The sequence below is a fragment of the Ectopseudomonas khazarica genome (assembly GCF_004521985.1).
In the GTDB taxonomy this organism is placed as follows: domain Bacteria; phylum Pseudomonadota; class Gammaproteobacteria; order Pseudomonadales; family Pseudomonadaceae; genus Aquipseudomonas; species Aquipseudomonas khazarica.
The window spans coordinates 300,236-323,698 of the sequence record NZ_SBHZ01000006.1; the positions used below are offsets into that span (position 1 = coordinate 300,236).

Below are 23,463 nucleotides of genomic sequence, written 5' to 3' on the forward strand. Positions count from 1 at the left end.
CCGGAGGCCGTGCGCCTCCGGCTGCAGGAGCCATGCATGAAACTGATCGATGCTGATTTGCTGCGTCACCAGGCCTACGTCAATGGCCAGTGGTGCGATGCCGACGAGGGCGCGACCACGGAAATCTTCAATCCCGCCAGCGGCGCGTCGCTGGGCCGTGTGCCCAACATGGGCGCGGCCGAGACCCGTCGCGCCATCGACGCGGCGCAGGTCGCGCAGGTGGCCTGGCGCGCACTGACCGCCAAGGAGCGCGCGGCGCGTTTGCGCGCCTGGTACGAGCTGATGCTGGCCAACCAGGAAGACCTGGCGCAGATCATGACCGCCGAGCAGGGCAAGCCGCTGAGCGAGGCGCGGGGCGAGGTGTTGTATGCCGCGTCCTTCATCGAATGGTTCGCCGAGGAGGCCAAGCGTGTCTATGGCGACACCATCCCCGGCCATCAGCCGGACAAGCGCCTGATCGTGACCAAGGAGCCGGTCGGCGTGGCGGCGGCGATCACCCCCTGGAACTTCCCGGCGGCGATGATCACCCGCAAGGCCGGGCCGGCACTGGCCGCCGGTTGCGCCATGGTGCTCAAGCCGGCGCCGCAGACCCCCTTCAGTGCCCTGGCCCTGGCCGTGCTGGCCGAGCGCGCGGGTATCCCGGCGGGCCTGTTCAGCGTGCTGCCGGCCGATGCCGAGCGCTCCCGCGAGGTCGGTGGCGAGCTGTGCGCCAACCCGGTCGTGCGCAAGCTGTCGTTCACCGGCTCGACCGGCGTCGGCATCAAGCTGATGGAGCAATGCGCGCCGACGCTGAAGAAGCTGTCGCTGGAACTGGGGGGCAACGCGCCGTTCATCGTCTTCGACGATGCCGACCTGGATGCGGCGGTCGAGGGGGCCATGGTCGCCAAGTACCGCAATGCCGGGCAGACCTGCGTCTGTGCCAACCGCATCTACGTGCAGGAAGCCGTGTACGACGCCTTCGCCGAGAAGCTGGCGGCGGCGGTGGCCAGGCTCAAGGTCGGACAGGGCGTCGAGGCGGGGGTGACCACCGGGCCGCTGATCGATGGCAACGCCGTGGCCAAGGTGCAGAGCCACCTGGCGGATGCGCTGGAGAAGGGCGCCAGGGTGGTGCAGGGCGGCAAGGCGCTGGGTGGCAACTTCTTCGAGCCGACTGTGCTGGTCGACGTGACGCCGCAGATGCGCGTGGCCCGCGAGGAAACCTTCGGTCCGCTGGCGCCGCTGTTCCGCTTCAGCGACGAAGCCGAGGTGGTGCGCCAGGCCAACGACACCGAGTTCGGCCTGGCCGGCTACTTCTATACCCGCGATCTGGGCCGCGCCTTCCGCGTGGGCGAGGCGCTGGAGTACGGCATGGTCGGCATCAACACCGGGCTGATCTCCAACGAGGTGGCGCCGTTCGGTGGCATGAAGGCCTCCGGGCTGGGCCGCGAAGGCTCCAGGTACGGGCTGGATGAGTACCTGGAAATCAAATACCTCTGCCTCGGCGGTATCTGAGTTGGGGCGTGCATGTGGGAGGGGCTTCGGCCGCGGCGGCTACCGGCCCGAACGTCCAGCGCTCGCCGCTGAAGCGCCTCCCGGCGTGCAGTGCTTGTGACTATCTGGCAGCGCCGTCCTCGGGCGGCGCTGCCAGATGAGGCTCGAGCCGCTACAATGCCCGCCACCGTGATCAAGCACTCAGAGGTGCGCCATGCAACCCTTCGCCATCGCCCCGTCGATCCTGTCCGCCGACTTCGCCCGCCTGGGCGAGGAAGTGGATAACGTGCTCGCCGCCGGGGCGGACATCGTCCACTTCGATGTCATGGACAATCACTACGTACCCAACCTGACCATCGGCCCGATGGTCTGCTCGGCGCTGCGCAAGTACGGCATCACTGCGCCGATCGACGCCCACCTGATGGTCAAGCCGGTGGATCGCATCATCGGTGACTTCATCGAGGCCGGCGCCTCGTACATCACCTTCCACCCGGAAGCCAGCGAGCACATCGACCGCTCGCTGCAACTGATCAAGTCCGGTGGCGCCAAGGCCGGCCTGGTGTTCAACCCGGCCACGCCGCTGGACGTGCTCAAGTACGTGATGGACAAGGTCGACATGATCCTGCTGATGAGCGTCAACCCGGGCTTCGGCGGGCAGAAGTTCATCCCCGGCACCCTCGACAAGCTGCGCGAGGCGCGCGCGCTGATCGACGCCAGCGGTCGTGAGATCCGCCTGGAGATCGACGGCGGCGTCAACGTGCAGAACATTCGCGAAATCGCCGAGGCGGGTGCCGATACCTTCGTCGCCGGCTCGGCGATCTTCAACCAGCCGGACTACAAGGCCGTGATCGATGCCATGCGTGCCGAGCTGGCCCAGGTGCGTGGATGAAACCGCTGCGCGAGCTGTGCGGCGGCGAGCTGCCGCGGCTGGTGATGTTCGACCTGGACGGCACCTTGATCGACTCGGTGCCGGACCTGGCTGCTGCCGTCGACCGCATGCTGGTCGAGCAGGGACGTGCCCCGGCGGGTATCGAGAAGGTTCGTGACTGGGTCGGCAACGGTGCCCGGGTGCTGGTGCGACGCGCCCTGGCCGATGGCCTGGAGCATGCGGCGGTGACCGAGGCCGCGACGGAAGAGGCGCTGGCGCGCTTTCTCGAGATCTACGCCGATTGCCATGCGCTGACGGCGCTCTATCCCGGCGTGCACGAGCTGCTCGAGGCCCTGAGCACGGCTGCCGTGGAGCTGGCGGTGGTGACCAACAAGCCGGAGCGCTTCGTTGCACCGCTGCTGGAGCAGGTCGGTCTGGGGGGGTACTTCCGCTGGATCATCGGCGGCGACACCCTGCCGCAGCAGAAGCCCGACCCGGCCGCGCTGCTGCAGGTGATGCACCTGGCGGGTGTCGACGCCGGGCAGTCGTTGTTCGTCGGGGATTCGCGCAGCGACGTGCTGGCCGCGCGTGCTGCCAGCGTGCCGTGCGTGGCGGTGAGCTACGGCTACAACCATGGGCGCCCCATCGACGAGGAACAGCCGAGCCTGGTCGTGGATAGCCTCGCCGAACTGCTGTAGGGGCGCCGCATCGATCCTCTGCGGTGAGCTTGCCGGTGGGCGGGTGGCCCGTGGCGGGTGAGGCGGCTGTTCGGCTGGCGCAGGCGCGGATTCATCGCTGATTCCGTGGAGGTATCCGCTCCTGCAACGCTATCGCCTTGCCCGGCTTGCAGCCTGTAGTGTGTAGCTGCTACCTTGGCCGCTCTCCTTATTCCCCCGCCTGTCGAGATCGCACCGTGGTGGTTAGCTGCAAACTCTGGATGAAAGTCATCAAGGCTCTGGCCCGCTGGCGCTGGCGCGCCTGATTTTTTCCTGCCGCTGCGCGCGGCCCGTTTGCACCCGACCGTTTTCCCCGAGCCATGAGGCTGATCATGACCCATGAAGAATTCCTGCGTTTAGCCGGCGAAGGCTACAACCGCATTCCCCTGGCCTGCGAAACCCTGGTGGATTTCGACACGCCCCTGTCCATCTACCTGAAGCTGGCCGACGCGCCGAACTCCTACCTGCTCGAATCGGTGCAGGGCGGCGAGAAGTGGGGGCGTTATTCGATCATCGGCCTGCCGGCGCGCACCGTGTTGCGCGTGCACGACCATGACGTCGTGGTGAGCACCGATGGCGTCGAGGTCGAGCGTCAGCAGAGTGCCGACCCGTTGGCGTTCGTCGAGCAGTTCAAGGCGCGCTACAAGGTGCCGACCATCGCCGGCATGCCGCGTTTCAACGGTGGCCTGGTGGGCTACTTCGGCTACGACAGCGTGCGCTATGTCGAGCAGAAGCTGGCCAGCTGCCCGAATCCGGACCCGCTGGGTACGCCGGATATCCTGCTGATGGTGTCCGACGCCGTGGTGGTGTTCGACAACCTGGCGGGCAAGATGCACGCCATCGTCCTGGCCGACCCCGATGAGGCGGATGCCTTCGAGCAGGGCCATGCGCGCCTGCGCGAGATACTGCACAAGCTGCGTCAGCCGATCACCCCGCGCCTCGGCGTGGACCTCGCTGCGCCACTGGGCGAGGAGCCGGTGTTCCGCTCCAGCTACAGCAAGGGTGACTACGAATCGGCGGTCAGTGCGATCAAGGAATACATCCTGGCCGGCGACTGCATGCAGGTGGTGATCTCCCAGCGCATGACCATCGGCTTCCAGGCCGCGCCCATCGATCTGTATCGCGCGCTGCGTTGCATCAACCCGACGCCGTACATGTACTTCTTCAATTTCGGCGACTTCCACGTGGTCGGCAGCTCGCCGGAAGTGCTGGTGCGGGTCGAGGATGGCCTGGTCACCGTGCGCCCGATCGCCGGTACCCGGCCGCGTGGTGCCACCGAAGAGGCCGACCTGGCGCTGGAGCAGGACCTGCTCGGCGATGCCAAGGAGGTCGCCGAGCACCTGATGCTGATTGACCTGGGCCGCAACGATACCGGCCGCGTGTCGCAGATCGGCTCGGTCAAGCTCACCGAGAAGATGGTCATCGAACGTTATTCCAACGTCATGCACATCGTCTCCAACGTCACCGGCCAGCTCAAGCCCGAGCTGTCGGCGATGGATGCGCTGCGCGCGATCCTGCCGGCGGGCACCCTGTCCGGGGCGCCGAAGATCCGCGCCATGGAAATCATCGACGAGCTGGAGCCGGTCAAGCGCGGCGTCTACGGCGGTGCGGTCGGTTACTACGCCTGGAACGGCAACATGGACACTGCCATCGCCATCCGCACCGCGGTGATCAAGGATGGCGAGCTGCATGTACAGGCAGGCGCCGGTATCGTCGCCGATTCGGTGCCTGCCCTGGAGTGGGAAGAAACCCTGAACAAGCGCCGCGCGATGTTCCGCGCCGTTGCGCTGGCTGAACAGACCGCTCCCCAGGCACAGGAATAAGAGGCGCCGCACCATGCTTTTGATGATCGACAACTACGACTCCTTTACCTACAACGTCGTGCAGTACCTGGGTGAACTGGGCGCCGACGTGCATGTGGTTCGCAACGACGAACTCAGCGTGGCCGAGATCGAGGCGCTCAAGCCCGAGCGCATCGTAGTCTCGCCGGGGCCGTGCACGCCCAGCGAAGCGGGGGTGTCCATCGAGGCCATCCTGCATTTCGCCGGCAAGCTGCCGATCCTGGGCGTGTGCCTGGGCCACCAGAGCATCGGCCAGGCCTATGGCGGCGACGTGGTGCGTGCGCGCCAGGTGATGCACGGCAAGACCAGCCCGGTGTTCCACGAGGACAAGGGGGTGTTCGCCGGCCTCAACAAACCGCTCACCGTGACCCGCTATCATTCCCTGGTGGTCAAGCGCGAGACCTTGCCTGACTGCCTGGAAATCACCGCCTGGACCCAGCACGACGACGGCTCGGTCGACGAGATCATGGGCCTGCGCCACAAGACCCTGAACATTGAAGGGGTGCAGTTCCACCCCGAGTCCATCCTGACCGAGCAGGGCCACGAACTGTTCGCCAACTTCCTCAAGCAGACCGGAGGCGTGCGCGCATGAATATCAAGGAAGCCCTCAACCGGATCGTCGCCCAGCTCGATCTGACCACCGAGGAAATGCAGGCGGTGATGCGTGAGATCATGACCGGCCAGTGCACCGACGCCCAGATCGGCGCCTTCCTCATGGGCATGCGCATGAAGAGCGAGACCATCGACGAGATCGTCGGTGCTGCTAGTGTGATGCGTGAGCTGGCCTCCCCGGTGGTGATCGACGCCGAGCGCATGGTCGATACCTGCGGCACCGGCGGCGACGGCATGAACGTGTTCAACGTCTCCACCGCTGCGGCATTCGTCGTCGCGGCTGCCGGTGGCAAGGTGGCCAAGCATGGCAACCGCGCGGTGTCCGGCAAGAGCGGCAGTGCCGATCTGCTCGAGGCCGCCGGGGTCTACCTGGGACTCAAGCCCGAACAGGTGGCGCGTTGCGTGGAAAGCGTCGGGGTCGGCTTCATGTTCGCCCCTGCCCATCACGGGGCGATGAAGCACGCCATCGGTCCCCGCCGCGAACTGGGGCTGCGGACCATCTTCAACATGCTCGGCCCGATGACCAACCCGGCGGGCGCCCGGCATCAGGTGATCGGCGTGTTCAGCCAGGCGCTGTGCCGGCCGATGGCCGAAGTGCTGCAACGTCTGGGCAGCCAGCACGTACTGGTGGTGCATGCGCAGGACGGCCTGGACGAGATCAGCCTGGCCGCACCGACCTTCGTCGCCGAGCTGAAGGATGGGGCGGTCAGCGAGTACCGCATCCAGCCGGAGGATTTCGGCATCAAGAGCCAGAGCCTGATCGGTCTGACCGTCGACAACGCCGAGCAGTCGCTGGAGCTGATTCGCGACGCGCTGGGCCGACGCAAGACCGAGAACGGACAGAAGGCGGCCGACATGATCGTCCTCAATGCCGGCGCGGCGCTGTACGCCGCCGACCATGCCAGCACCCTGAACGAAGGCATGCAGCTCGCGCATGACGCCCTGCACACCGGGCTGGCGCGCGAGAAGCTGGAGGAGCTGGTGTCCTTTACCGCGGTATTCAGACAGGAGAACGAAGGGTGAGCGTACCAACCGTACTGGAGAAGATCGTTGCCCGTAAGTTCGAGGAAGTGGCGGCGCGCCGCGCGCAGGTCAGCCTCGCCGAGCTCGAGGTTGCGGCCCGCAGCGCCGACGCACCGCGCGGTTTCGCCCGTGCACTGCTGGAGCAGGCTGCGCGCAAGCAGCCGGCAGTGATCGCCGAGGTGAAGAAGGCATCGCCGAGCAAGGGCATCCTGCGCGAGGACTTCATCCCGGCCGACATCGCCCGCAGCTACGAGGCCGGCGGCGCCACCTGCCTGTCGGTGCTGACCGATATCGACTTCTTCCTGGGGGCCGACCAGTACCTGCAGCAGGCCCGTGCGGCCTGCACGCTGCCGGTGATCCGCAAGGACTTCATGGTCGACCCCTATCAGATCGTCGAAGCCCGCGCCCTGGGCGCCGACTGCGTACTGCTGATCGTTTCCTGCCTGGATGACGTGCGCATGGCCGAACTGGCCTCGGTGGCCAAGGACGTCGGTCTCGATGTGCTGGTGGAAGTGCATGATGGCGACGAACTCGAGCGCGCCCTGAGCACCCTCGATACGCCCCTGGTCGGTATCAACAACCGCAACCTGCACACCTTCGAGGTCAGCCTGGAAACCACGCTCGACCTGCTGCCGCGCATCCCCCGGGATCGCCTGGTGGTGACCGAGAGCGGCATCCTCAATCGGGCCGATGTCGAGCTGATGGAGATCAGCGAGGTGTACGCCTTCCTGGTCGGCGAAGCCTTCATGCGCGCGCAGGAGCCGGGCGTGGAGCTGCAGCGCCTGTTCTTTCCCGAGCGCGGACGGGCCACGGTGATCGGCAAGGATCCCGACTAGGACGCATGAAAAAAGCCGGCTCAGAGCCGGCTTTTTTCATTGCGTGGCGCCTCAGCGAGTGCCGAACACCACCATGGTCTTGCCCTTGACGTGCACCAGCCCCTGTTCTTCCAGGGACTTGAGCACGCGACCGACCATCTCGCGGGAGCAGCCGACGATGCGGCCGATTTCCTGGCGGGTGATCTTGATCTGCATGCCGTCCGGGTGGGTCATGGCGTCCGGCTGCTTGCACAGGTCGAGCAGGGTGCGCGCGACACGGCCGGTCACGTCGAGGAAGGCCAGGTCGCCAACCTTGCGCGTGGTGTTGCGCAGGCGCTCGGCCATCTGGCTGCCAAGGGCGAAGAGAATGTCCGGGTCTTGCTGGGTCAGTTCGCGGAACTTGGTGTAGCTGATTTCCGCGACCTCGCATTCGGTCTTGGCGCGTACCCAGGCACTGCGCTCCTTCTCCGTGCCTTCTTTCTCGAACAGGCCCATTTCACCGAAGAAGTCGCCGGCATTGAGGTAGGCGATGATCATCTCGCGGCCGTCGTCGTCCTCGATGAGGATGGTGACCGAGCCTTTGACGATGAAGAACAGGGTTTCGCAGCGATCACCAGCGTAGATGATGGTGCTTTTCGCGGTGTAGCGACGGCGATGACAGTGCGCAAGCAACTTGTCGAGATGTTTGATTTTTGGTGTAAGGGTTATAGCGACCATGCCCGAGTCCCGAATATAGAAAAGTAGGCCTTTATCCAACAGGCAATTTCTTATTAGTTATCCGGCCAAGTGTGCCAGCATTCCGGCGCCAGCTTAACAGACGCACAAAATGAAGGGTGTTTTTTGTGACCTGCCTAACACAGCCTAGTGGAACTTTGACGCTTGGCGCCTGCATCAGGATGTCGCGGGGCTGTGCTAACCTGCGTGCCTTTGCAAAGCAACGGAGCCTGGATAGATGAAAGCGCGCGTGCAGTGGGCCGGCGAAGCCCTGTTTCTCGGGGAATCCGGTAGTGGCCATGCCGTGGTCATGGACGGCCCGCCCGAGGCCGGAGGTCGCAACCTGGGCATCCGTCCGATGGAGATGCTGCTGATCGGCCTGGGTGGCTGCAGCAACTTCGATGTCGTCAGCATCCTGCGCAAGGGGCGCCAGCCGGTGGAGAGCTGCGAGGTGTTCCTCGATGCCGAGCGCGCAGGCGAGGAGCCCAAGGTGTTCACCAAGATTCACCTGCACTTCGTGGTCAAGGGGCGTGGCTTGAAAGAGGCTCAGGTCAAGCGTGCCGTGGAGCTGTCGGCGGAGAAATACTGCTCGGCTTCGATCATGCTGGGCCGTGCCGGTGTCGACATCAGCCACGACTACGAAATCGTCGAGTTGGGCTGAGCGGGGTTCGCGTGATACGACGAGGGCGCCCATGGGCGCCCTCGTTCATTCAGATGCGGTAGGTGCTCTTGGTCATGACCTTCGATAGCAGGGTCATGCCGAACTTGACCGGCGCCGGGAAGCGTACACCGCCGGCTGCGAGCGCGCTGTTGGCGTGCTGCTGCTCGTCGATGCGCATCTGCTCGAGAATGGCGCGCGACTTGGCGTCATGTTCGGGAATCTGCTCCAGGTGTTCGTCCAGGTGCTTGCAGACCTGATCCTCGGTGGCGGCGACGAAGCCCAGGCTGACCCGGTCGCTGACCAGGCCGGCAACGGCGCCCACGCCGAAGGACAGCCCGTAGAACAGCGGGTTGAGCACGCTCGGGTGGCTACCCAGCTCGCGGATACGCTGCTCGCACCAGGCCAGGTGGTCGATTTCCTCATCGGCCGCATGCTCCATGGCGCTGCGCACCTCCGGCAGCTTGGCCGTCAGCGACTGTCCCTGATACAGCGCCTGGGCGCAGACTTCGCCGGTGTGGTTGATGCGCATCAGGCCGGCGACGTGGCGCGACTCCTCGCTGCTCAGCTCCGCCTCGTTCTGCACCACGGCGGGTGAGGGGCGAGCCGATGCGCCGCTGAAGGGCAGCAGGGTGCGCAGGGCGGCATCGGCCTGCAGCAGCAGGCGATCGACGGGGGAATACTGGCGTTCGCTGGCCATGGGGCACCTCCAGAAGGAACAACGCGCCTAGTCTACTGCAAAAAAGTGGCCGGGGCGTCCGGGGTCAGGGCAACTCGCGCAGGACGCGAAAGCCCAGGGCATAGTCGCGGTGGTGCGGCTGCTTGAGGTCGCGCATGCTGCTGCGCAGGTAGCTCGGGCCGCTGTTCCAGGCACCGCCGCGCACCACACGCGGGCTGTCGTCGAGCAGGCTGGCACTCTGCGTTTCGCTGCCGTCGAAGCGCTGGGTGAAGCGCGATGCGGTCCATTCCCAGACATTGCCCGCCGTGTCGCTCAGGCCGAAGCCGTTGGCGGGGAACTGGCCCACGGCGGCGGTCTTGTTGCGCAACAGGCGTGATGTCGCGCAGCCGCGGCAGTGGGCACGCGGCGCCTGCTCGCTGCTGTCCAGGTCATCGCCCCACCAGTAGTAGCTCGGGCTGCCGCCGCGCGCGGCATATTCCCATTCCGCCTCGGTCGGCAGGCGGTAGCGGGCGCCGCTCTGGCGCGACAGCCATTGCGTATAGGCATGGGCGTCGCGCCAGGACACGTGGATCACCGGGCGCCGTGCGGAGAGGCCCCAGCCCTCGTTGTCGGGCATGGGCAGGTTGGCGGCTTCGGCATAGCGCTGCCAGTCGGCGAAGGTGACCTCGTAGCGGCCGATGGCGAAGGGCGCGGCGAAGGTCACCGTGCGTGGCGGGCGCTCGTTGTCGTTGCCCCGGCCGCTGCCATCGCCCAGCTGGAACTGCCCGGCGGGGATGACCACCAGTTCGGGGCCCGTGCCGCCGCTGGCGAGCGCGTCGCTGATCGACTCGCTGGCGACCGCCGGCAGGGCCAGTAGCGCCAGGCCGGCGAAGCCGAGCGACAGCTGCCGTGTCACAGCGCGTGCGATCAGCACTTGCATGGCAGGTTGCCTGCGGCGACGATCTGCGTGTTTAGACGGTCCATGCGGCGAGCTCCCGATTCTGCCAAATCGCGGATGTTAACCTTGCTCGCCGGGCAGACCCAACCTCACAAGGAGCAGGTGTTGAAGAACGATATTCACGATCTGGGGCTGGTGCTGGACTCGAAGGTCAAGCTGATCGTCATCGAGTCCTGGGACGAGCTGCGCGTTCTGGAAACCCTGACTGGGCTGGCGATCAAGCGCGGCCTGGGCTTGCACACCTGGTCGGTGACCGAAGGCCTGCAGCGTCTCGGCTTCGGTGGCGCGGCGGTGGACGAGTCGCCCACACTGGAGCCGGATGCCGCGTTGCGCCTGATCAAGGTCGATCCGCAGCCCAACCTGTACGTGATGTGCGATCTGCACCCATTCCTCGATGACAACCCTCGCCTGGTGCGCCTGCTCAAGGAGATCGCCATGAGCGAGGGGGCGCACAAGCCGACGCTGGTACTGGTGTCGCACGCGCTCAAGCTGCCGGCCGAGGTGCAGCGTTATGCCGCGCGCTTCAGCCTGGCGCTGCCGTCCGAGGACGAACTGCTCGGCATCGTGCGTGACGAGGCGACGCGCTGGAGCGAAGGGAACCGCGGGGCGCGGGTACGTACCGACAATCGCACGCTGCAGCAGGTGGTCAAGAATCTGCGCGGCCTCAGCCATGCCGAGGCGCGTGCGCTGGCGCGCAACGTGATCTGCGATGACGGGGCGATCACTCAGGAAGATATCCCCGAGCTGAACAAGACCAAGTTCCAGCTGCTCGATCTGGAAGGCGTGCTCAGCTTCGAGTACGACACCGCACGCTTCGCGGAAGTCGGTGGCCTGGTCAACCTCAAGCGCTGGCTGGCGGAGCGGCAGGCCGGTTTCCTCGAGGGCAAGCAGCTCGACGCGCCCAAGGGGGTGATGCTGGTCGGCGTGCAGGGTGGCGGCAAGAGCCTCGCGGCCAAGGCGGTGGCCGGCCTCTGGGGGCTGCCGTTGCTGCGCCTGGACTTCGCCTGCCTGTACAACAAGTTCTTCGGCGAGACCGAGCGCAACCTGCGTGAGGCGCTGCGCCTGGCTGAACAGATGGCCCCCTGCGTGCTGTGGATGGACGAGGTGGAGAAGGGCCTGGCCAGTGGTGACCATGACGGCGGGGTCAGTCAGCGGGTGCTCGGCACCCTGCTGACCTGGATGTCCGAGCGCAAGGCGCCGGTGTTCGTCGTGGCCACGGCCAACGCCATCGACCGCCTGCCGCCCGAGCTGGTGCGCAAGGGGCGTTTCGACGAGCTGTTTTTCGTCGACCTGCCGAGCGCCGAGGTCCGCGCCGAGATCTTCCGCATTCACCTGCAGCGCCGCGAGCTGGATCCTGCCGGCTTCGACCTGGCACAACTGGCGGCGGCCAGCGAGGGCTACTCCGGTGCGGAGATCGAGCAGGCGGTGGTCAGTGCGCTGTACGCCGGTCAGGCACAGCAGCAGTCGGTCGACCAGGCGCTGGTGGTGCGTGTGCTGCAGGGCACGGCGCCGCTGTCGGTGGTGATGGCTGAGCGGCTGGCGGCGCTGCGTGACTGGGCGGACGGCAGAACGGTCAACGCGGGCTGACGGCGGGGCGCCGCGTACGGCTCAGGTGCCAGTGAAGGGGCGGGTCAGGCGTGCGCTGATCTTGCGCACCAGCCAGCGCGGCGCCAGGCGCGGGCTCATGGCCAGCAGGCGGTTGCGCCAGCCGGGAAGGATCAGGGCGCGGTCCTTCTGCAGGGCGCGCACGGTGAGCAGCGCCACTTCCTCGGCGCTCATCATCAGCCTGCTGCCGGCTAGGCGGCTGACGTCCATCCGCGCCGAGCGGAAGAATGCACTGTGCGTCGGCCCAGGGCAGAGGACGGAAACCCGGACGCCACGCGCGCGCAACTCCTCGCGCAGGCCTTCGGAAAAGTGCAGGACATAGGCCTTGCTGGCGTAGTAGCTGCTCATCCATGGGCCTGGCTGGAACGCCGCGACCGATGCCACGTTGAGAATCTGTCCGCCGCCCTGCGCGGCCATGCGCTGACCGAGGGCATGGCAGAGGCGGGTCAAGGCCAGGACGTTGACTTCCAGCTGCTCCTGCTCGCGGCTCCAGTCCTGTTCGAGGAACGGGCCGGCACAGCCCAGGCCGGCGTTGTTCACCAGCAGGTCGATGTGCCACTGGCCCTGTTCCAGTTCGATCAGCAGCCCGGACAGCTGCAGGGGCTCGCTCAGGTCGCAGAGCCGGAACAGCACCTCGACGCCGAAGCGCTGTGCCAGCTCGCAGGCGATGCTTTCCAGAGCTTCACGCCGGCGCGCCACCAGGATCAGGTTGCGCCCACGACGCGCCAGGGCTTCGGCCATAGCCAGGCCGATGCCGCTGGATGCGCCGGTAACCAATGCATAGCTGCGCATGATGGGGCGTCAACGATCCCGTCTGTAGGCCGGCACTAGCCGAGGTAGCCCTGGTAGGCAGGCAGGGCGATGGCCGCGACGATGCCCGCGATCGGTACCAGCAGGAACAGCCAGGCCAGGACCTTGACCCCGGTGCTGTTGGGCGGTGGCGGCGGACCGTAGCGGTTGACGCCCTGAGTACCCGGAATGATCAGCATGAGCAGGGCAAACACGCTGCCGACGACGGGAACGAAGTTGAGCAGCCAGAGCCAGCCCGACCAGCCCATGTCATGCAGGCGCTGCACGCCGATGAACACGCTGATCACGATCATGGCAATGACCGCGATACCCAGCAGCAGCCCGCCAAGGGTGCCGGAAACGGCCGATGCGCCCGCGAACAGCGCCATCAGCGGCAGGGAGCAGAGCAGCATGGCCATGGTCCAGCCGAGGTAGCGCACGCGGCCGATACGGCCGTTGACGCTGAATACCTTGAGTTCGGAATACTCGGGCAGTGCCTCCGCGACATTGGCCTGCGGCGGTGCGTAAGGGGAGGCGCCAGTGGCGTCCGCGACCTGCGCCGGGGCGGCTTCGGCCAGCTGGGCCTGGCGAGCGAGGTACTTCTCGATGATGATGCCGCAGGCGGAGCATTCGCTGGCCTTGGCCTGTTCATGCCCGCACTTGGGGCAGTTCATGCGATTGGTATCCGTCGGTGCGGGCTCGGTGTGTTCCTCGGTCGGAACCAGGCTCAGGCTGGCGCTCTGATCCAGTTCCTTGCGCACGTTGGCGCCGGCCTTCTGCAGGGCATTGAGGTACTGGTTCGCCTCGTGCTCCTCGAGGTCGCGCTTGAGTGCCACCGGGCTGCCGCTGAACAGGCTGTCGATACGGGCCGCATCGCTCTTGAACAGGCGGGCCAGATTGTCCTTGACCGTTTCCAGTGTGGTCTCCGGCATCAGTTGGCCATCGAACACTATCTTGTAGCGCGGTTGGTTCATGCGAGCTTCCTTGTCTGCTGGAAGGTAGAAGTGGGCTAAGCCTAGAGCGACGCGAGGCCAATATACAAGCGGCCTGAGCTGCGAGCGATGGGCAATGTTCAGGCGTTGCCTATTGTGCTCCAGCGGCCCACCAGCTGGCCGCGGCGCAGTAGACGTATTTTGCTGAAGTCGGCCAGCAGGCCCTCGCTGACGGCGGGGCGCAGGAACACCCAGTCCCCGCTGTGCAGTTGCGTGCCTGCGCTGCCGATCAGGCGTTCCTGGTTGGCGCTGCGGCCATACAGGGGGTCGTAGTCGAGGCCTTGTGGCGAAACGGGTTGCGCTGGCCAGCGGCCACCGTACAGGTAGTAGGCGCGCTGCCGGTTCGGGTTCCAGGCGCTGATCGCCGGCTGCAGCGGCTGCAGGTAGGGCAGGGCGCCGTCAACCGCCTTGAGTACCGGCGCAGCGATCCACAAGGCCGGCTGGTGCGCCTGTAGCAGCGCGGTATCGAAGTCCGCAGGCTTGAGCAGGGCGGAGCCGACGGCGACTTCATTGAGCACACTGGCCTGCTGGCTGTGCAGGGGGTAGGTCAGGCTGCCGCCGCCGTTGAGCAGGGGCAGCGCCGGCCACAGTTTGTCGAGCGAGCGTACGCTGTCGATGAACCCGCGATAGCGTGCATCGCTGTCAGCGAAGGCTTGCTGCTGGCGCACCCAGGGCGGGCTGTGGGCGACATGGGCGTCGTAGCCCATCAGGCCGCGGCACTGCAGCTGCGGGTAGCGGGTGAGTTGCTGCACGGCCTGGTTCAGTGCCTGTGGGCTGGCGAAGCCGCCACGCTGCAGACCGACATCGATTTCCAGCGCGATGCGCAACGGCTGCTTCAGCGCCTTGGCCAGCTCGGCGTACTGCACCAGGCGCTGTTCGCTGTCGATCAGCCAGGTCACCTGGCGCGCCGCGTCGAAAGCCAGATGCTGCGGCAACTGGCGATGGAAGTTCAGGGCCGCCTCGACGGGCAGCGGCTTGCCCAGCAGCAGGTCGGCCTGGGGGAAACTCCTGGCCAGACGATTCAGCTGAGGTTGCTGAAAGACCATGAAACGCTGGGTCTGCAGGCGCTTGGCCAGGTACTCCAGCAGGCCACTGCTGGCCAGCGACTTGGTCACCAGGCGCAACGCGAGGCGCTCCGGCAGGCGCGCGGCGAGTAGGTCGGCATTGGCGTCCAGCCGGTCGAGGTCGAGCAACAGGGTGGGCAGGCCATCGCCATCCTGCTGCAGCTGCCGATTGAGCGCGGCGAAATAGGCGTCATGCACCTGCCCCCGGTCATGCGGGCGCAGTGCCCAGCCGCCGAGCAGGCCCAGCGCTCCCAGGCCGAGCAGGTGACGGCGTTTCATCGTGGCCAGCGTTGCCCCAGTTGCTGGCTGCGGGCGACTGCCGCGCGGTACTCGCCGTCGAGTCGTGCCACCAGCTCCTGTACCGATGGCAGGTCATCGATGGTGCCAACCCCCTGGCCGGCCGACCATACGGTTTTCCACGCCTTGGCCTCGTCATCCATCGGCTTGAGTTTCTCGCCGTAGTTGATGCTGGCCTTGTTCTGCAGCTGATTCAGGTCGTAACCCGCCTGTTCCAGGCTCTGGCGCATGAAGCTGGCCGGCACGCCGGAGACGGCGGGCGTGTGGATGATGTCGGCGGCGCGGGCGCCGAGGATCATGTCCCGGTAGGCGGCGGGGGCGTCGTTCTGGGTGGTGGCGATGAAGCGTGTGCCCATGTAGGCCAGGTCCGCCCCCAGCAACTGGGCGGCAAGAATCTCATGGCCGTGGTTGAGGCAGCCGGACAGCAGCACGGTCTTGTCGAAGAACTGACGGATCTCGGCCAGCAGCGCGAAGGGGCTCCAGGTGCCCGCATGGCCACCAGCGCCCGCAGCCACCGCGATCAGCCCGTCGACACCGGCCTCTGCGGCCTTCTCGGCGTGGCGTCGGGTGGTCACGTCATGGAATACCAGGCCGCCATAGCCATGCACGGCGTCGACCACTTCCTTCACCGCGCCCAGGCTGGTGATGACGATCGGTACGCGGCGCTCGACGCAGATGGCCAGGTCGGCCTGCAGTCGCGGGTTGCTCTGGTGCACGATCAGGTTGACGGCGAAGGGCGCGGCGTCGGGCTGCAGGCTGGCGCTAATCTCGTCGAGCCAGGCGGCGAAGCCGCTGCTTTCACGCTGGTTGAGCGCCGGGAAGCTGCCGACGATGCCGCTGTTGCAGCAGGCGCTGACCAGTGCCGGGTTGGATACCAGAAACATCGGAGCGGCTACCAGGGGCAGACGCAGGCGTTGCTCGAGCAGAGTAGGCAGAGACATGGCGGTTTCCTCAGAAGGGGCGGACGACGACCAGAATGACGATGCCCAGCAGAGCCAGCACCGGTGCTTCGTTGAACCAGCGATAGAACACATGGCTGCGGCTGTTCTCACCCCGCGCGAAGCGCTTCAGCTGAGCGCCGCACAGGTGGTGATAGATGACCAGGGCGACCACCAGTGTCAGCTTGGCGTGCATCCAGCCCTGGGAGAAATAGTAGGAAGGGTTGAGGCTCAGCAGCCAGATGCCCAGGCCCAGTGTCGCGATCATCGACGGCAGCATGATGCCGCGGTAGAGCTTGCGCTCCATCACGCGGAAACGTTCATGGCTGGCGCTGTCGTCGCTCATCGCGTGATAGACGAACAGGCGCGGCAGATAGAACAGGCCGGCGAACCAGCAGACCATGGCGATGATGTGCAGGGCCTTGAGCCAGAGATAGAGCATTTGCGTGTCTCATGCTGAAAATTGCCCCGATAGTAGAGGCAGGCAACGCTTTACGTCACCTCTGCGGTTGGAGCTTGGCCGATGCGGCTTTATCATCGGCAACTTTCCAATGGCTTTTGTGAAGGGGTATGTGATGATCAAGGTCGGTATCGTCGGCGGCACGGGTTACACCGGTGTCGAACTGCTGCGTCTGCTGGCGCAACACCCGCAGGCTGAAGTGACCGTCATCACTTCCCGTTCCGAAGCCGGCCTGCGTGTCGACGAGATGTACCCCAACCTGCGCGGCCACTACCCGGACCTGGCATTCAGCGTGCCGGACGTCGCCACTCTGGGCGCCTGCGATGTGGTGTTCTTCGCCACGCCTCACGGTGTGGCCCATGCCCTGGCCGGCGAACTGCTGGCTGCCGGCACGCGAGTGATCGACCTGTCCGCCGACTTCCGTCTGCAGGATGCCGAGGAGTGGGCCAAGTGGTACGGCCAGCCGCACGGCGCGCCGGAGCTGCTGAGCGAGGCGGTCTATGGCCTGCCCGAGGTCAACCGTGAGGCGATCAAGGCGGCGCGTCTGATCGCCGTGCCGGGGTGCTACCCGACGGCCACCCAGCTTGGCCTGATCCCGTTGCTGGAGGCCGGGCTGGCAGACACCGGCAGTCTGATTGCTGACTGCAAGAGTGGTGTCAGCGGCGCCGGGCGTGGTGCCAGCGTCGGCTCGCTGTTCTGCGAGGCCGGCGAAAGCATGAAAGCCTACTCGGTCAAAGGCCATCGCCACCTGCCGGAAATCCGCCAGGGGCTGCGCCTGGCCGCGGGCAGCGACGTCGGCCTGACCTTCGTTCCGCACCTGACACCGATGATCCGTGGCATTCACGCCACCCTGTATGCGCGCGTGGCCGATACCTCGGTGGATCTGCAGGCACTGTTCGAGAAGCGCTATGCGGGCGAGCCGTTCGTCGACGTGATGCCGGCCGGCAGCCACCCGGAAACCCGCAGCGTGCGCGGCGGCAATGTCTGCCGGATTGCGCTGCATCGGCCTCAGGGCGGTGACCTGGTGGTGGTGCTGTCGGTCATCGACAACCTGGTCAAGGGGGCGTCCGGCCAGGCAGTGCAGAACATGAACATCCTCTTCGGCCTCGACGAGCGCCTCGGTCTGTCGCACGCGGCTCTGCTGCCGTGACAGCGGGTTGGGAAGTTCGCCTCAGCGATCCGCGCCGTGATCGTCGACGTCGCTGGTCGCTGTTGCTGCTGGTGCTCGCGCTGCCAGCGGCATTCGCCCTGGGCTGGTACTGGCCGCAGGCTGCGCCGCAGCAGAGCCCGGAGCAAACGCAGGCGCTGCTGACGCGCCTGGCCGAGCAGGACCAGGAACTGGAGCTGCTGCGCCAGCGCCTGGCGGTGGTGGGCAGCAGCGACAAGGTGAGTCAGCAGGCGATCGAACAGAACCGCCTGACCATCAAGCTGCTCGAGGAGCAGATCTTCAAGCAGCAGCAGGACCTGGCCTTCTACAAGGGTGTGCTGGCGCCTGCCAGTCGCCGCGAAGGCCTGCGCATTCGCACGTTTGAGCTGCAAGCCACGGACGTACCTCGGCGTTTCCGCTACAAATTGCTGATGAGCCGAGTTGGCGCCAGTGACGAGGCGCTGCAGGGGAAAATGCGTGTCACCGTCGAAGGTCGGCAGGGGGGTAAACCCGCTTCTCTGGCTCTGTCGACGTTGTCCGATGACGTGAGTGAAAACCCCATCCCATTTTCCTTCAAGCATTTCCAGTCCTTTCCCGAGGCTGGCCGCTTCGGTGAATTGCAGCTGCCTGAAGGCTTCGAGCCGCTTCAGGTCAAGGTTCAGGCGGAAGTCGAAGGCGACAAGCCGCTGAACCGTACGTTCGAATGGATCAAATCAGGAGTTATGACCCCCCATGTGGAGTAAAGACAAGGCCAAACCCGACCTGCAGCGTTTCAGCGGCAAGACCAGCCTGATCGCTGCCGGTGCCGAGCTGGTGGGCGACATGCGCTTTCAGGGCGCGGTGCAGGTGGACGGCAAGGTCACCGGAAACCTGCTGGCCACCGAAGGGCTGGTTCGCGTCAGTGTGGGTGGGCTGGTTGAAGGAGAGGTGCGGGCCCCCCATATCGTCATCGACGGCGAAGTGATCGGTGACGTGTTCGCCAGCGGCCATCTCGAACTGGGCGCGCGTTCGCGTGTGCGCGGCAATCTGCACTATGCCCTGATGGAAATGGCCATGGGGGCGCAGATCGAAGGTCGCCTTCACCATCTCAAGGACGGCGACAAGCCGCTTGAGCTGCCAGCCTTGGTAGATGCCGAGCAATAGTTGACCAATTTTGTAGGGCAAGCGGATAATGCATGCCCAACGCAGTATGGCGCATGGCGCCGGGAGTTCAGCATGAGCGTCGAAACCTTCACCCCTGCCCCTTTGCACTTCACCCAGGGTGCGGCCAGCAAGGTGAAGACCCTGGTCGATGAGGAAGGCAATCCGCGTCTGAAGTTGCGCGTGTTCGTCACGGGCGGTGGCTGCTCGGGCTTTCAGTACGGCTTCACCTTCGATGAAGACGTCGCCGAGGATGACACCATCGTCGAGCGCGAGGGTGTCAGCCTGGTGGTCGATGCCATGAGCTTCCAGTATCTGGTCGGCTCCGAGGTCGATTACCAGGAAGGGCTCGAGGGTTCGCGCTTCGTGATCAAGAACCCCAATGCCACCACGACCTGTGGCTGTGGTTCGTCCTTCTCGATCTGAGCACCTTGGCAGATGAAAAACGCCGCGCTCGATGCGCGGCGTTTTCGTTCAGGCGGGATAGATCGCGCCGAGGATGCGCAGCCCTGCGGCTCCGGTAACGCTCGGCCGGTTACCCGGAATCCCCTCCAGGGCGCAGTGGGCGAGCCAGGCGAAGGCCATGGCCTCGACCCAGTCCGGGTCGATACCCTGCGCAGCCGTACTCCGCACGTCGGCTCCTTGCATCAGCGCGCTCAGGCGCTGCATGAGACAGGTGTTGTGCGCGCCGCCGCCGCATACCAGCAGGACATCGGTATGGGCCTGCGCAGTGCGCAAGGCACTGGTGATGCTACGGGCAGTGAGTTCGACCAGCGTCGCCTGAACATCCTCGCCCGCTATCGCAGGCAAGGCCTGCAGGTGGCCGAGCAGCCAGTCGAGGTTGAACAGCTCGCGGCCGGTACTCTTGGGGCCGGCCGTCGCGAAGAACGGATCGCTCAGCAGTCGGCTCAGCAGGCCGGGGTGCACGGTGCCAGTGGCAGCCCAGGCACCGTCGCGGTCATAGTTGAGCCCCTGGCAGTGATGAATCCAGGCATCGAGCAGAACGTTTCCAGGGCCGCTGTCGAAGCCCAGCACCTCTCCATCCGGGGCCAGCAGGCTGAGATTGCTGAAACCGCCGACGTTGAGCACGGCCACCTGACGCTGGCCATCAGCAAACAGACTCTGATGGAAGGCGGGCACCAAGGGCGCGCCCTGGCCACCCGCCGCAACATCACGGCGGCGGAAGTCCGCGACCACGCAGATGCCGGTCAGCTCGGCGAGTAGCGCGGGGTTGCCGATCTGGATGGTGAAACCACGGGCAGGTTCATGGCGCACGGTCTGGCCATGGCTGCCAATAGCGCGAATCTGTTGTGTGGTCAGGTTCTGCTGTTTCAGCAGCTCGTCGATGCCCTGTGCGGCAATCTCGACCCAGCGTTGTTCGGCAATGGCGGCGCGAGCCAGCTCATTCTCGCCAGGTGCGCAGAGTGCCAGCAGATCGCTACGCAGCGTCTCGGGCATTGGCCGGTAGAGGGTCGCGAGGAGGCGAGGGGAGTGGTCTTGCTCGATCAGTGCGATGTCCAGGCCGTCCAGGCTGGTACCGGACATCACACCTATATAGAGAGACATGGATTACTGCTTGTTGCTGGCCAGCATGGTGGCCTTTTCCTGATCCATGCGTGCCATCAGCGGCTTGCTCAGTTGCATGAAGCGTTGCTTCTCGCTCGCAGCAATCGGGTCGGCCATTGGCAGCTTCTGGCTCAGCGGGTCGACGTGCACACCATTGACCTGGAACTCGTAGTGCAGGTGCGGGCCGGTCGACAGGCCGGTGGTGCCGATATAGCCGATGATCTGCCCTTGCTTGACGTTGACGCCGTTGCGAATACCCTTGGCGAAGCCCTGCATGTGCGCATAGAGCGTCCGGTAGCGCTGTCCGTGCTGGATGATCACCGTATTGCCATAACCGCCATTACGACCGGCCAGGGCGATCTTGCCGTCGCCGGCCGCCTTGATCGGTGTGCCGCGTGGCGCTGCGTAGTCGACACCCTTGTGCGCGCGAATCTTGTTCAGGATCGGGTGCTTGCGTCCGGTGGAGAAGCGCGAGCTGATGCGGGCAAAGTCCACCGGCGTGCGGATGAAGGCCTTGCGCATGCTTTCGCCGTTGGCGCTGTAGTAGCTGGTCGCGCCCTGCTTGTTGGTGTAGCGCACGGCGGTGTAGGTCTTGCCGCGGTTGGTGAAGCGTGCGGACAGGATGTCGCCGGTGCCGACGCGCTTGCCGTTGACCACCTTCTCCTCGTAGATCACCTCGAACTCGTCGCCTTCGCGAATATCCATGGCGAAGTCGATGTCGTAACCGAAGACGTTGGCCAGGTCCATGGTCAAGCCATGAGACAGGCCGGCACGCTTGGCCGAGAGGAACAGCGAGCTGTTGATCACGCCATGGCTGTAGGCCGTCACGACTTCCGGCTTGACCTGGTCACGCTGGAAATCGAAGCCATCGGCGTCACGGCTCAGGCGAATGGTTTCCAGTTCACTGAGCTTGCTCTGCAGGCTTTTCAGCTTGCCGTCGTCACCCAGTTGGAAGTCGAGTACCTGGCCGACCTTGAGGCGGCTGAACTGCTTGGCTTCCTTGCTGCTGTTGAGCGCCTCGTGCAGGTCGTTCGCGTTCAGCCCGACCTTGGCAAAGACCGTGGACAGCGTATCGCCGTTGCTGACGGTGACGCTGTGCTGGTTGGGATCGGAAGGAGTGGTGTCGGCTGTTGCTGGATTCTTTTCATCAGCGCCATCTCCGACGCTGTTTTCGGCGCTATCTGCGCTCGGTCCGATCTTGGCGAACGGCGAGGCAGCGCCAGAGGCTGGCTGTCCCGCTCGGAGGTCGTCCTTTTCCTGCAGCACCAGCTCGGCGTCGCTGCCGAGGTCCAGATCGAGAAAGGTCTTCTGCGCTTCGACTTCACGCGAAGGAAACACCAGCAGAGCCAGGCTCAGCAGCGCAGCTACACCACTCGCAGCCAGGATATGGCTCTTGGGGTAGGGCGGGGCTTTAGGGATATTTTGCGTCATGGCGTGAGGCGTTTTCTTGGAATGTGCATTAACTGTATAAAATATAACCAAAATCGGCTCGGGGCAACCCTTGAGATGCCCTGTCTGCGACCGCCGGGCCAACCATGGGCAAAACTTGTAATTAGTTTGCGATCTTGTATGGTTGGTTCCCTTTCAATTTCCAGTGGTTGCGGGTTCTGTCATGAAGTCGGTCGAAGAGCAGCTGGCGCTGATCAAGCGCGGTGCGGAAGAGGTTCTGGTTGAGGCGGAGCTGGTCGAAAAGCTCAAGCGTGGTCAGCCGCTGCGGATCAAGGCGGGGTTCGATCCTACCGCGCCGGATCTGCACCTCGGTCATACCGTGCTTATTAATAAGCTGCGTCAGTTCCAGGAGCTGGGGCATCAGGTGATCTTCCTGATCGGTGACTTCACCGGAATGATTGGTGATCCCAGCGGCAAGAGCGCTACCCGTCCGCCGCTGACCCGCGAGCAGGTACTGGACAACGCCGAGACCTACAAGCAGCAGGTGTTCAAGATCCTCGATCCGGCCAGGACCGAGGTGGCGTTCAACTCCTCCTGGATGGATCAGCTCACTCCGGCCGACTTCATTCGCCTGGCGTCGCAGTACACCGTGGCGCGGATGCTCGAGCGCGATGACTTCGACAAGCGCTACAGCAGCAACCAGCCGATTGCCATTCACGAGTTCCTCTACCCGCTGGTGCAGGGCTACGACTCCGTTGCGCTCAAGGCCGATGTGGAACTTGGCGGTACCGACCAGAAGTTCAACCTGCTGATGGGGCGCGAACTGCAGCGTGCCTACGGTCAGGAGTCGCAGTGCATCGTCACCATGCCTCTGCTCGAAGGGCTCGATGGCGTGAAGAAGATGTCCAAGTCCCTGGGTAACTACGTGGGTATCCAGGAAGCGCCTGGCGTGATGTACAACAAGCTGGTGTCCATGCCGGATGCATTGATGTGGCGCTACTTCGAGCTGCTCAGCTTCCGCTCCATGGAGGAGATCGAGCAGTTCAGGCGCGATGTCGAGCAGGGTGCCAACCCGCGTGACATCAAGATCAAGCTGGCCGAGGAACTGGTTGCGCGTTTCCATGGTGAAGAGGCGGCTGCCAATGCGCATCGCTCGGCCGGTAACCGTATGAAGGATGGCGAGCTGCCGGACGACTTGCCCGAGGTCGAACTGGTTTCGGCTGAAGATATGCCGATCTCGTCCGTCCTTAATAAGGCAGGTCTGGTGAAGAACGCTGCGGTGGCACGTGATCTGCTGGGCTCCGGCGGCGTGCGGGTCGATGGCGAGGTGGTCGATCGTTCCTTCCTGTTCAAGGTGGGCGAGGCCCATGTCTGCCAGGCGGGCAAGAAAGCCTTCGCGCGGGTCGTTCTCAAGGCCGAGTAATAAAATTGCAATTTAAGCTTGACGCGCGTTCTGTGGGTTGTAGAATGCGCGCCACTTCAGCGATGAAGCTCTTCGAAAACTTCTTGTTAATCAATAAGTTAAGTTTAAAAGAGGGGTTGCAAAGCTGGATCAGGCGTGTAGAATGCGCGCCGGTCGACAGGGTGATGGTTGAGCCCTGTTGGTGATTCGGTCGAGTGGATCGAAAGCGGTAGAAAAGAGGTGGTTGACAGCGGTTTTGAACGCTGTAGAATGCGCCTCCCGCTGGAGAGAAGAAGCTCTGATCGAAAGCGCAAGTGGTTGAGTAGAAAGAAAAAATTCTT

The 23,463-nt window shown here is 64.9% G+C and carries 25 protein-coding genes; 14 read left to right on the forward strand and 11 right to left on the reverse strand.

The annotated features are described in order from the left end of the window. Positions 1–36: 36 nt before the first annotated feature. The 7 genes from gabD to trpC all read left to right on the forward strand — a co-directional run bounded on the left by gabD (position 37) and on the right by trpC (position 7,366). Complete coding sequence (gabD, locus tag EPK82_RS10335; protein ID WP_134676507.1) at positions 37–1,491, forward strand: NADP-dependent succinate-semialdehyde dehydrogenase; 1,455 nt, start codon at positions 37–39, stop codon at positions 1,489–1,491. 193 nt (positions 1,492–1,684) lie between these two features. After that, complete coding sequence (gene rpe, locus EPK82_RS10340) at positions 1,685–2,359, forward strand: ribulose-phosphate 3-epimerase (RefSeq protein ID WP_004373490.1); 675 nt, start codon at positions 1,685–1,687, stop codon at positions 2,357–2,359. Then, positions 2,356–3,036 (forward strand): phosphoglycolate phosphatase, encoded by a 681-nt coding sequence (locus EPK82_RS10345; RefSeq protein ID WP_037054983.1) that lies wholly within the window; start codon positions 2,356–2,358, stop codon positions 3,034–3,036. The genes rpe and EPK82_RS10345 overlap by 4 nt, the downstream gene beginning before the upstream one ends. Positions 3,037–3,386: 350 nt before the next feature. Then, positions 3,387–4,877 carry an anthranilate synthase component I gene (gene trpE / locus EPK82_RS10355; protein WP_134676508.1) on the forward strand — a complete coding sequence of 497 codons (1,491 nt, stop codon included), beginning with the start codon at positions 3,387–3,389 and terminating at the stop codon, positions 4,875–4,877. Between the two features lie 13 nt (positions 4,878–4,890). Next, positions 4,891–5,487, forward strand: coding sequence for an aminodeoxychorismate/anthranilate synthase component II (locus tag EPK82_RS10360; protein WP_134676509.1), 597 nt, complete (start codon positions 4,891–4,893; stop codon positions 5,485–5,487). Next, positions 5,484–6,530 (forward strand): anthranilate phosphoribosyltransferase, encoded by a 1,047-nt coding sequence (gene trpD / locus EPK82_RS10365; protein ID WP_037054977.1) that lies wholly within the window; start codon positions 5,484–5,486, stop codon positions 6,528–6,530. The genes EPK82_RS10360 and trpD overlap by 4 nt, the downstream gene beginning before the upstream one ends. Beyond that, complete coding sequence (gene trpC, locus EPK82_RS10370) at positions 6,527–7,366, forward strand: indole-3-glycerol phosphate synthase TrpC (RefSeq protein WP_134676510.1); 840 nt, start codon at positions 6,527–6,529, stop codon at positions 7,364–7,366. Before trpD ends, trpC begins: the two co-directional genes overlap by 4 nt. A gap of 51 nt (positions 7,367–7,417) precedes the next feature. Here the strand turns inward: trpC and crp are convergent, their stop codons facing one another. Continuing rightward, positions 7,418–8,062 carry a cAMP-activated global transcriptional regulator CRP gene (crp, locus tag EPK82_RS10375; protein WP_037054974.1) on the reverse strand — a complete coding sequence of 215 codons (645 nt, stop codon included), beginning with the start codon at positions 8,060–8,062 and terminating at the stop codon, positions 7,418–7,420. Positions 8,063–8,297: 235 nt separating this feature from the next. On the opposite strand from crp, the gene EPK82_RS10380 reads away from it, so the two are divergent. Next, complete coding sequence (locus tag EPK82_RS10380) at positions 8,298–8,720, forward strand: OsmC family protein (RefSeq protein WP_024309680.1); 423 nt, start codon at positions 8,298–8,300, stop codon at positions 8,718–8,720. A gap of 49 nt (positions 8,721–8,769) precedes the next feature. Here the strand turns inward: EPK82_RS10380 and coq7 are convergent, their stop codons facing one another. Together coq7 and EPK82_RS10390 are read right to left on the reverse strand one after the other, a co-directional pair. Beyond that, positions 8,770–9,417, reverse strand: a complete 648-nt coding sequence (coq7, locus tag EPK82_RS10385) for a 2-polyprenyl-3-methyl-6-methoxy-1,4-benzoquinone monooxygenase (RefSeq protein WP_037054971.1) — start codon at positions 9,415–9,417, stop codon at positions 8,770–8,772. 64 nt (positions 9,418–9,481) lie between these two features. After that, positions 9,482–10,315, reverse strand: coding sequence for a formylglycine-generating enzyme family protein (locus tag EPK82_RS10390; protein WP_134676511.1), 834 nt, complete (start codon positions 10,313–10,315; stop codon positions 9,482–9,484). A gap of 123 nt (positions 10,316–10,438) precedes the next feature. Between EPK82_RS10390 and EPK82_RS10395 the strand changes: the two genes are divergently transcribed. Then, positions 10,439–11,920: an AAA family ATPase gene (locus tag EPK82_RS10395; RefSeq protein WP_037054968.1), complete on the forward strand. Its 1,482-nt coding sequence runs from the start codon at positions 10,439–10,441 to the stop codon at positions 11,918–11,920. Positions 11,921–11,941: 21 nt separating this feature from the next. Here EPK82_RS10395 and EPK82_RS10400 read toward each other — a convergent pair whose 3' ends face one another. The 5 genes from EPK82_RS10400 to hemJ form a co-directional block, all read right to left on the reverse strand. Continuing rightward, the gene (locus tag EPK82_RS10400; protein ID WP_134676512.1) at positions 11,942–12,730 is read right to left on the reverse strand and encodes an SDR family NAD(P)-dependent oxidoreductase; all 789 of its coding nucleotides are present in this window, start codon (positions 12,728–12,730) and stop codon (positions 11,942–11,944) included. A 35-nt stretch (positions 12,731–12,765) separates the two neighbouring features. Then, positions 12,766–13,701 (reverse strand): DUF805 domain-containing protein, encoded by a 936-nt coding sequence (locus tag EPK82_RS10405; RefSeq protein WP_134676513.1) that lies wholly within the window; start codon positions 13,699–13,701, stop codon positions 12,766–12,768. 98 nt (positions 13,702–13,799) lie between these two features. Then, positions 13,800–15,062, reverse strand: coding sequence for an alanine racemase (locus EPK82_RS10410; RefSeq protein ID WP_134676514.1), 1,263 nt, complete (start codon positions 15,060–15,062; stop codon positions 13,800–13,802). Beyond that, complete coding sequence (locus EPK82_RS10415; protein ID WP_134676515.1) at positions 15,059–16,021, reverse strand: NAD(P)H-dependent flavin oxidoreductase; 963 nt, start codon at positions 16,019–16,021, stop codon at positions 15,059–15,061. The genes EPK82_RS10410 and EPK82_RS10415 overlap by 4 nt, the downstream gene beginning before the upstream one ends. 10 nt (positions 16,022–16,031) lie before the next feature. Continuing rightward, positions 16,032–16,460 carry a protoporphyrinogen oxidase HemJ gene (gene hemJ / locus EPK82_RS10420; RefSeq protein ID WP_134676516.1) on the reverse strand — a complete coding sequence of 143 codons (429 nt, stop codon included), beginning with the start codon at positions 16,458–16,460 and terminating at the stop codon, positions 16,032–16,034. Between the two features lie 133 nt (positions 16,461–16,593). Between hemJ and argC the strand changes: the two genes are divergently transcribed. From argC to erpA, 4 genes are all read left to right on the forward strand, one after another. After that, the gene (argC, locus tag EPK82_RS10425) at positions 16,594–17,628 is read left to right on the forward strand and encodes an N-acetyl-gamma-glutamyl-phosphate reductase (RefSeq protein ID WP_037054957.1); all 1,035 of its coding nucleotides are present in this window, start codon (positions 16,594–16,596) and stop codon (positions 17,626–17,628) included. Next, positions 17,625–18,368 (forward strand): DUF6776 family protein, encoded by a 744-nt coding sequence (locus EPK82_RS10430; RefSeq protein WP_244229902.1) that lies wholly within the window; start codon positions 17,625–17,627, stop codon positions 18,366–18,368. The genes argC and EPK82_RS10430 overlap by 4 nt, the downstream gene beginning before the upstream one ends. Next, entirely contained in the window at positions 18,358–18,768 is a 411-nt protein-coding gene (locus EPK82_RS10435) for a bactofilin family protein (RefSeq protein ID WP_037054952.1), read from the forward strand. The genes EPK82_RS10430 and EPK82_RS10435 overlap by 11 nt, the downstream gene beginning before the upstream one ends. 72 nt (positions 18,769–18,840) lie before the next feature. Continuing rightward, positions 18,841–19,191, forward strand: a complete 351-nt coding sequence (gene erpA, locus EPK82_RS10440) for an iron-sulfur cluster insertion protein ErpA (protein ID WP_004373465.1) — start codon at positions 18,841–18,843, stop codon at positions 19,189–19,191. A gap of 48 nt (positions 19,192–19,239) precedes the next feature. Here the strand turns inward: erpA and EPK82_RS10445 are convergent, their stop codons facing one another. Together EPK82_RS10445 and EPK82_RS10450 are read right to left on the reverse strand one after the other, a co-directional pair. Continuing rightward, positions 19,240–20,331, reverse strand: a complete 1,092-nt coding sequence (locus EPK82_RS10445; RefSeq protein WP_134676517.1) for an anhydro-N-acetylmuramic acid kinase — start codon at positions 20,329–20,331, stop codon at positions 19,240–19,242. A gap of 3 nt (positions 20,332–20,334) precedes the next feature. Next, a complete protein-coding gene (locus EPK82_RS10450) occupies positions 20,335–21,762 on the reverse strand; it encodes a peptidoglycan DD-metalloendopeptidase family protein (protein WP_037054947.1) in 1,428 nt (475 codons plus the stop codon). A gap of 181 nt (positions 21,763–21,943) precedes the next feature. Here EPK82_RS10450 and tyrS point away from each other — a divergent pair, with 181 nt between their 5' ends. Continuing rightward, a complete protein-coding gene (tyrS, locus tag EPK82_RS10455) occupies positions 21,944–23,143 on the forward strand; it encodes a tyrosine--tRNA ligase (protein ID WP_134676518.1) in 1,200 nt (399 codons plus the stop codon). Here tyrS and EPK82_RS24925 read toward each other — a convergent pair. Next, positions 23,130–23,463 (reverse strand): hypothetical protein (locus EPK82_RS24925; protein WP_208651116.1); only part of this gene is annotated, 334 nt, incomplete at its 5' end. The two genes, tyrS and EPK82_RS24925, sit on opposite strands and share 14 nt — an antisense overlap.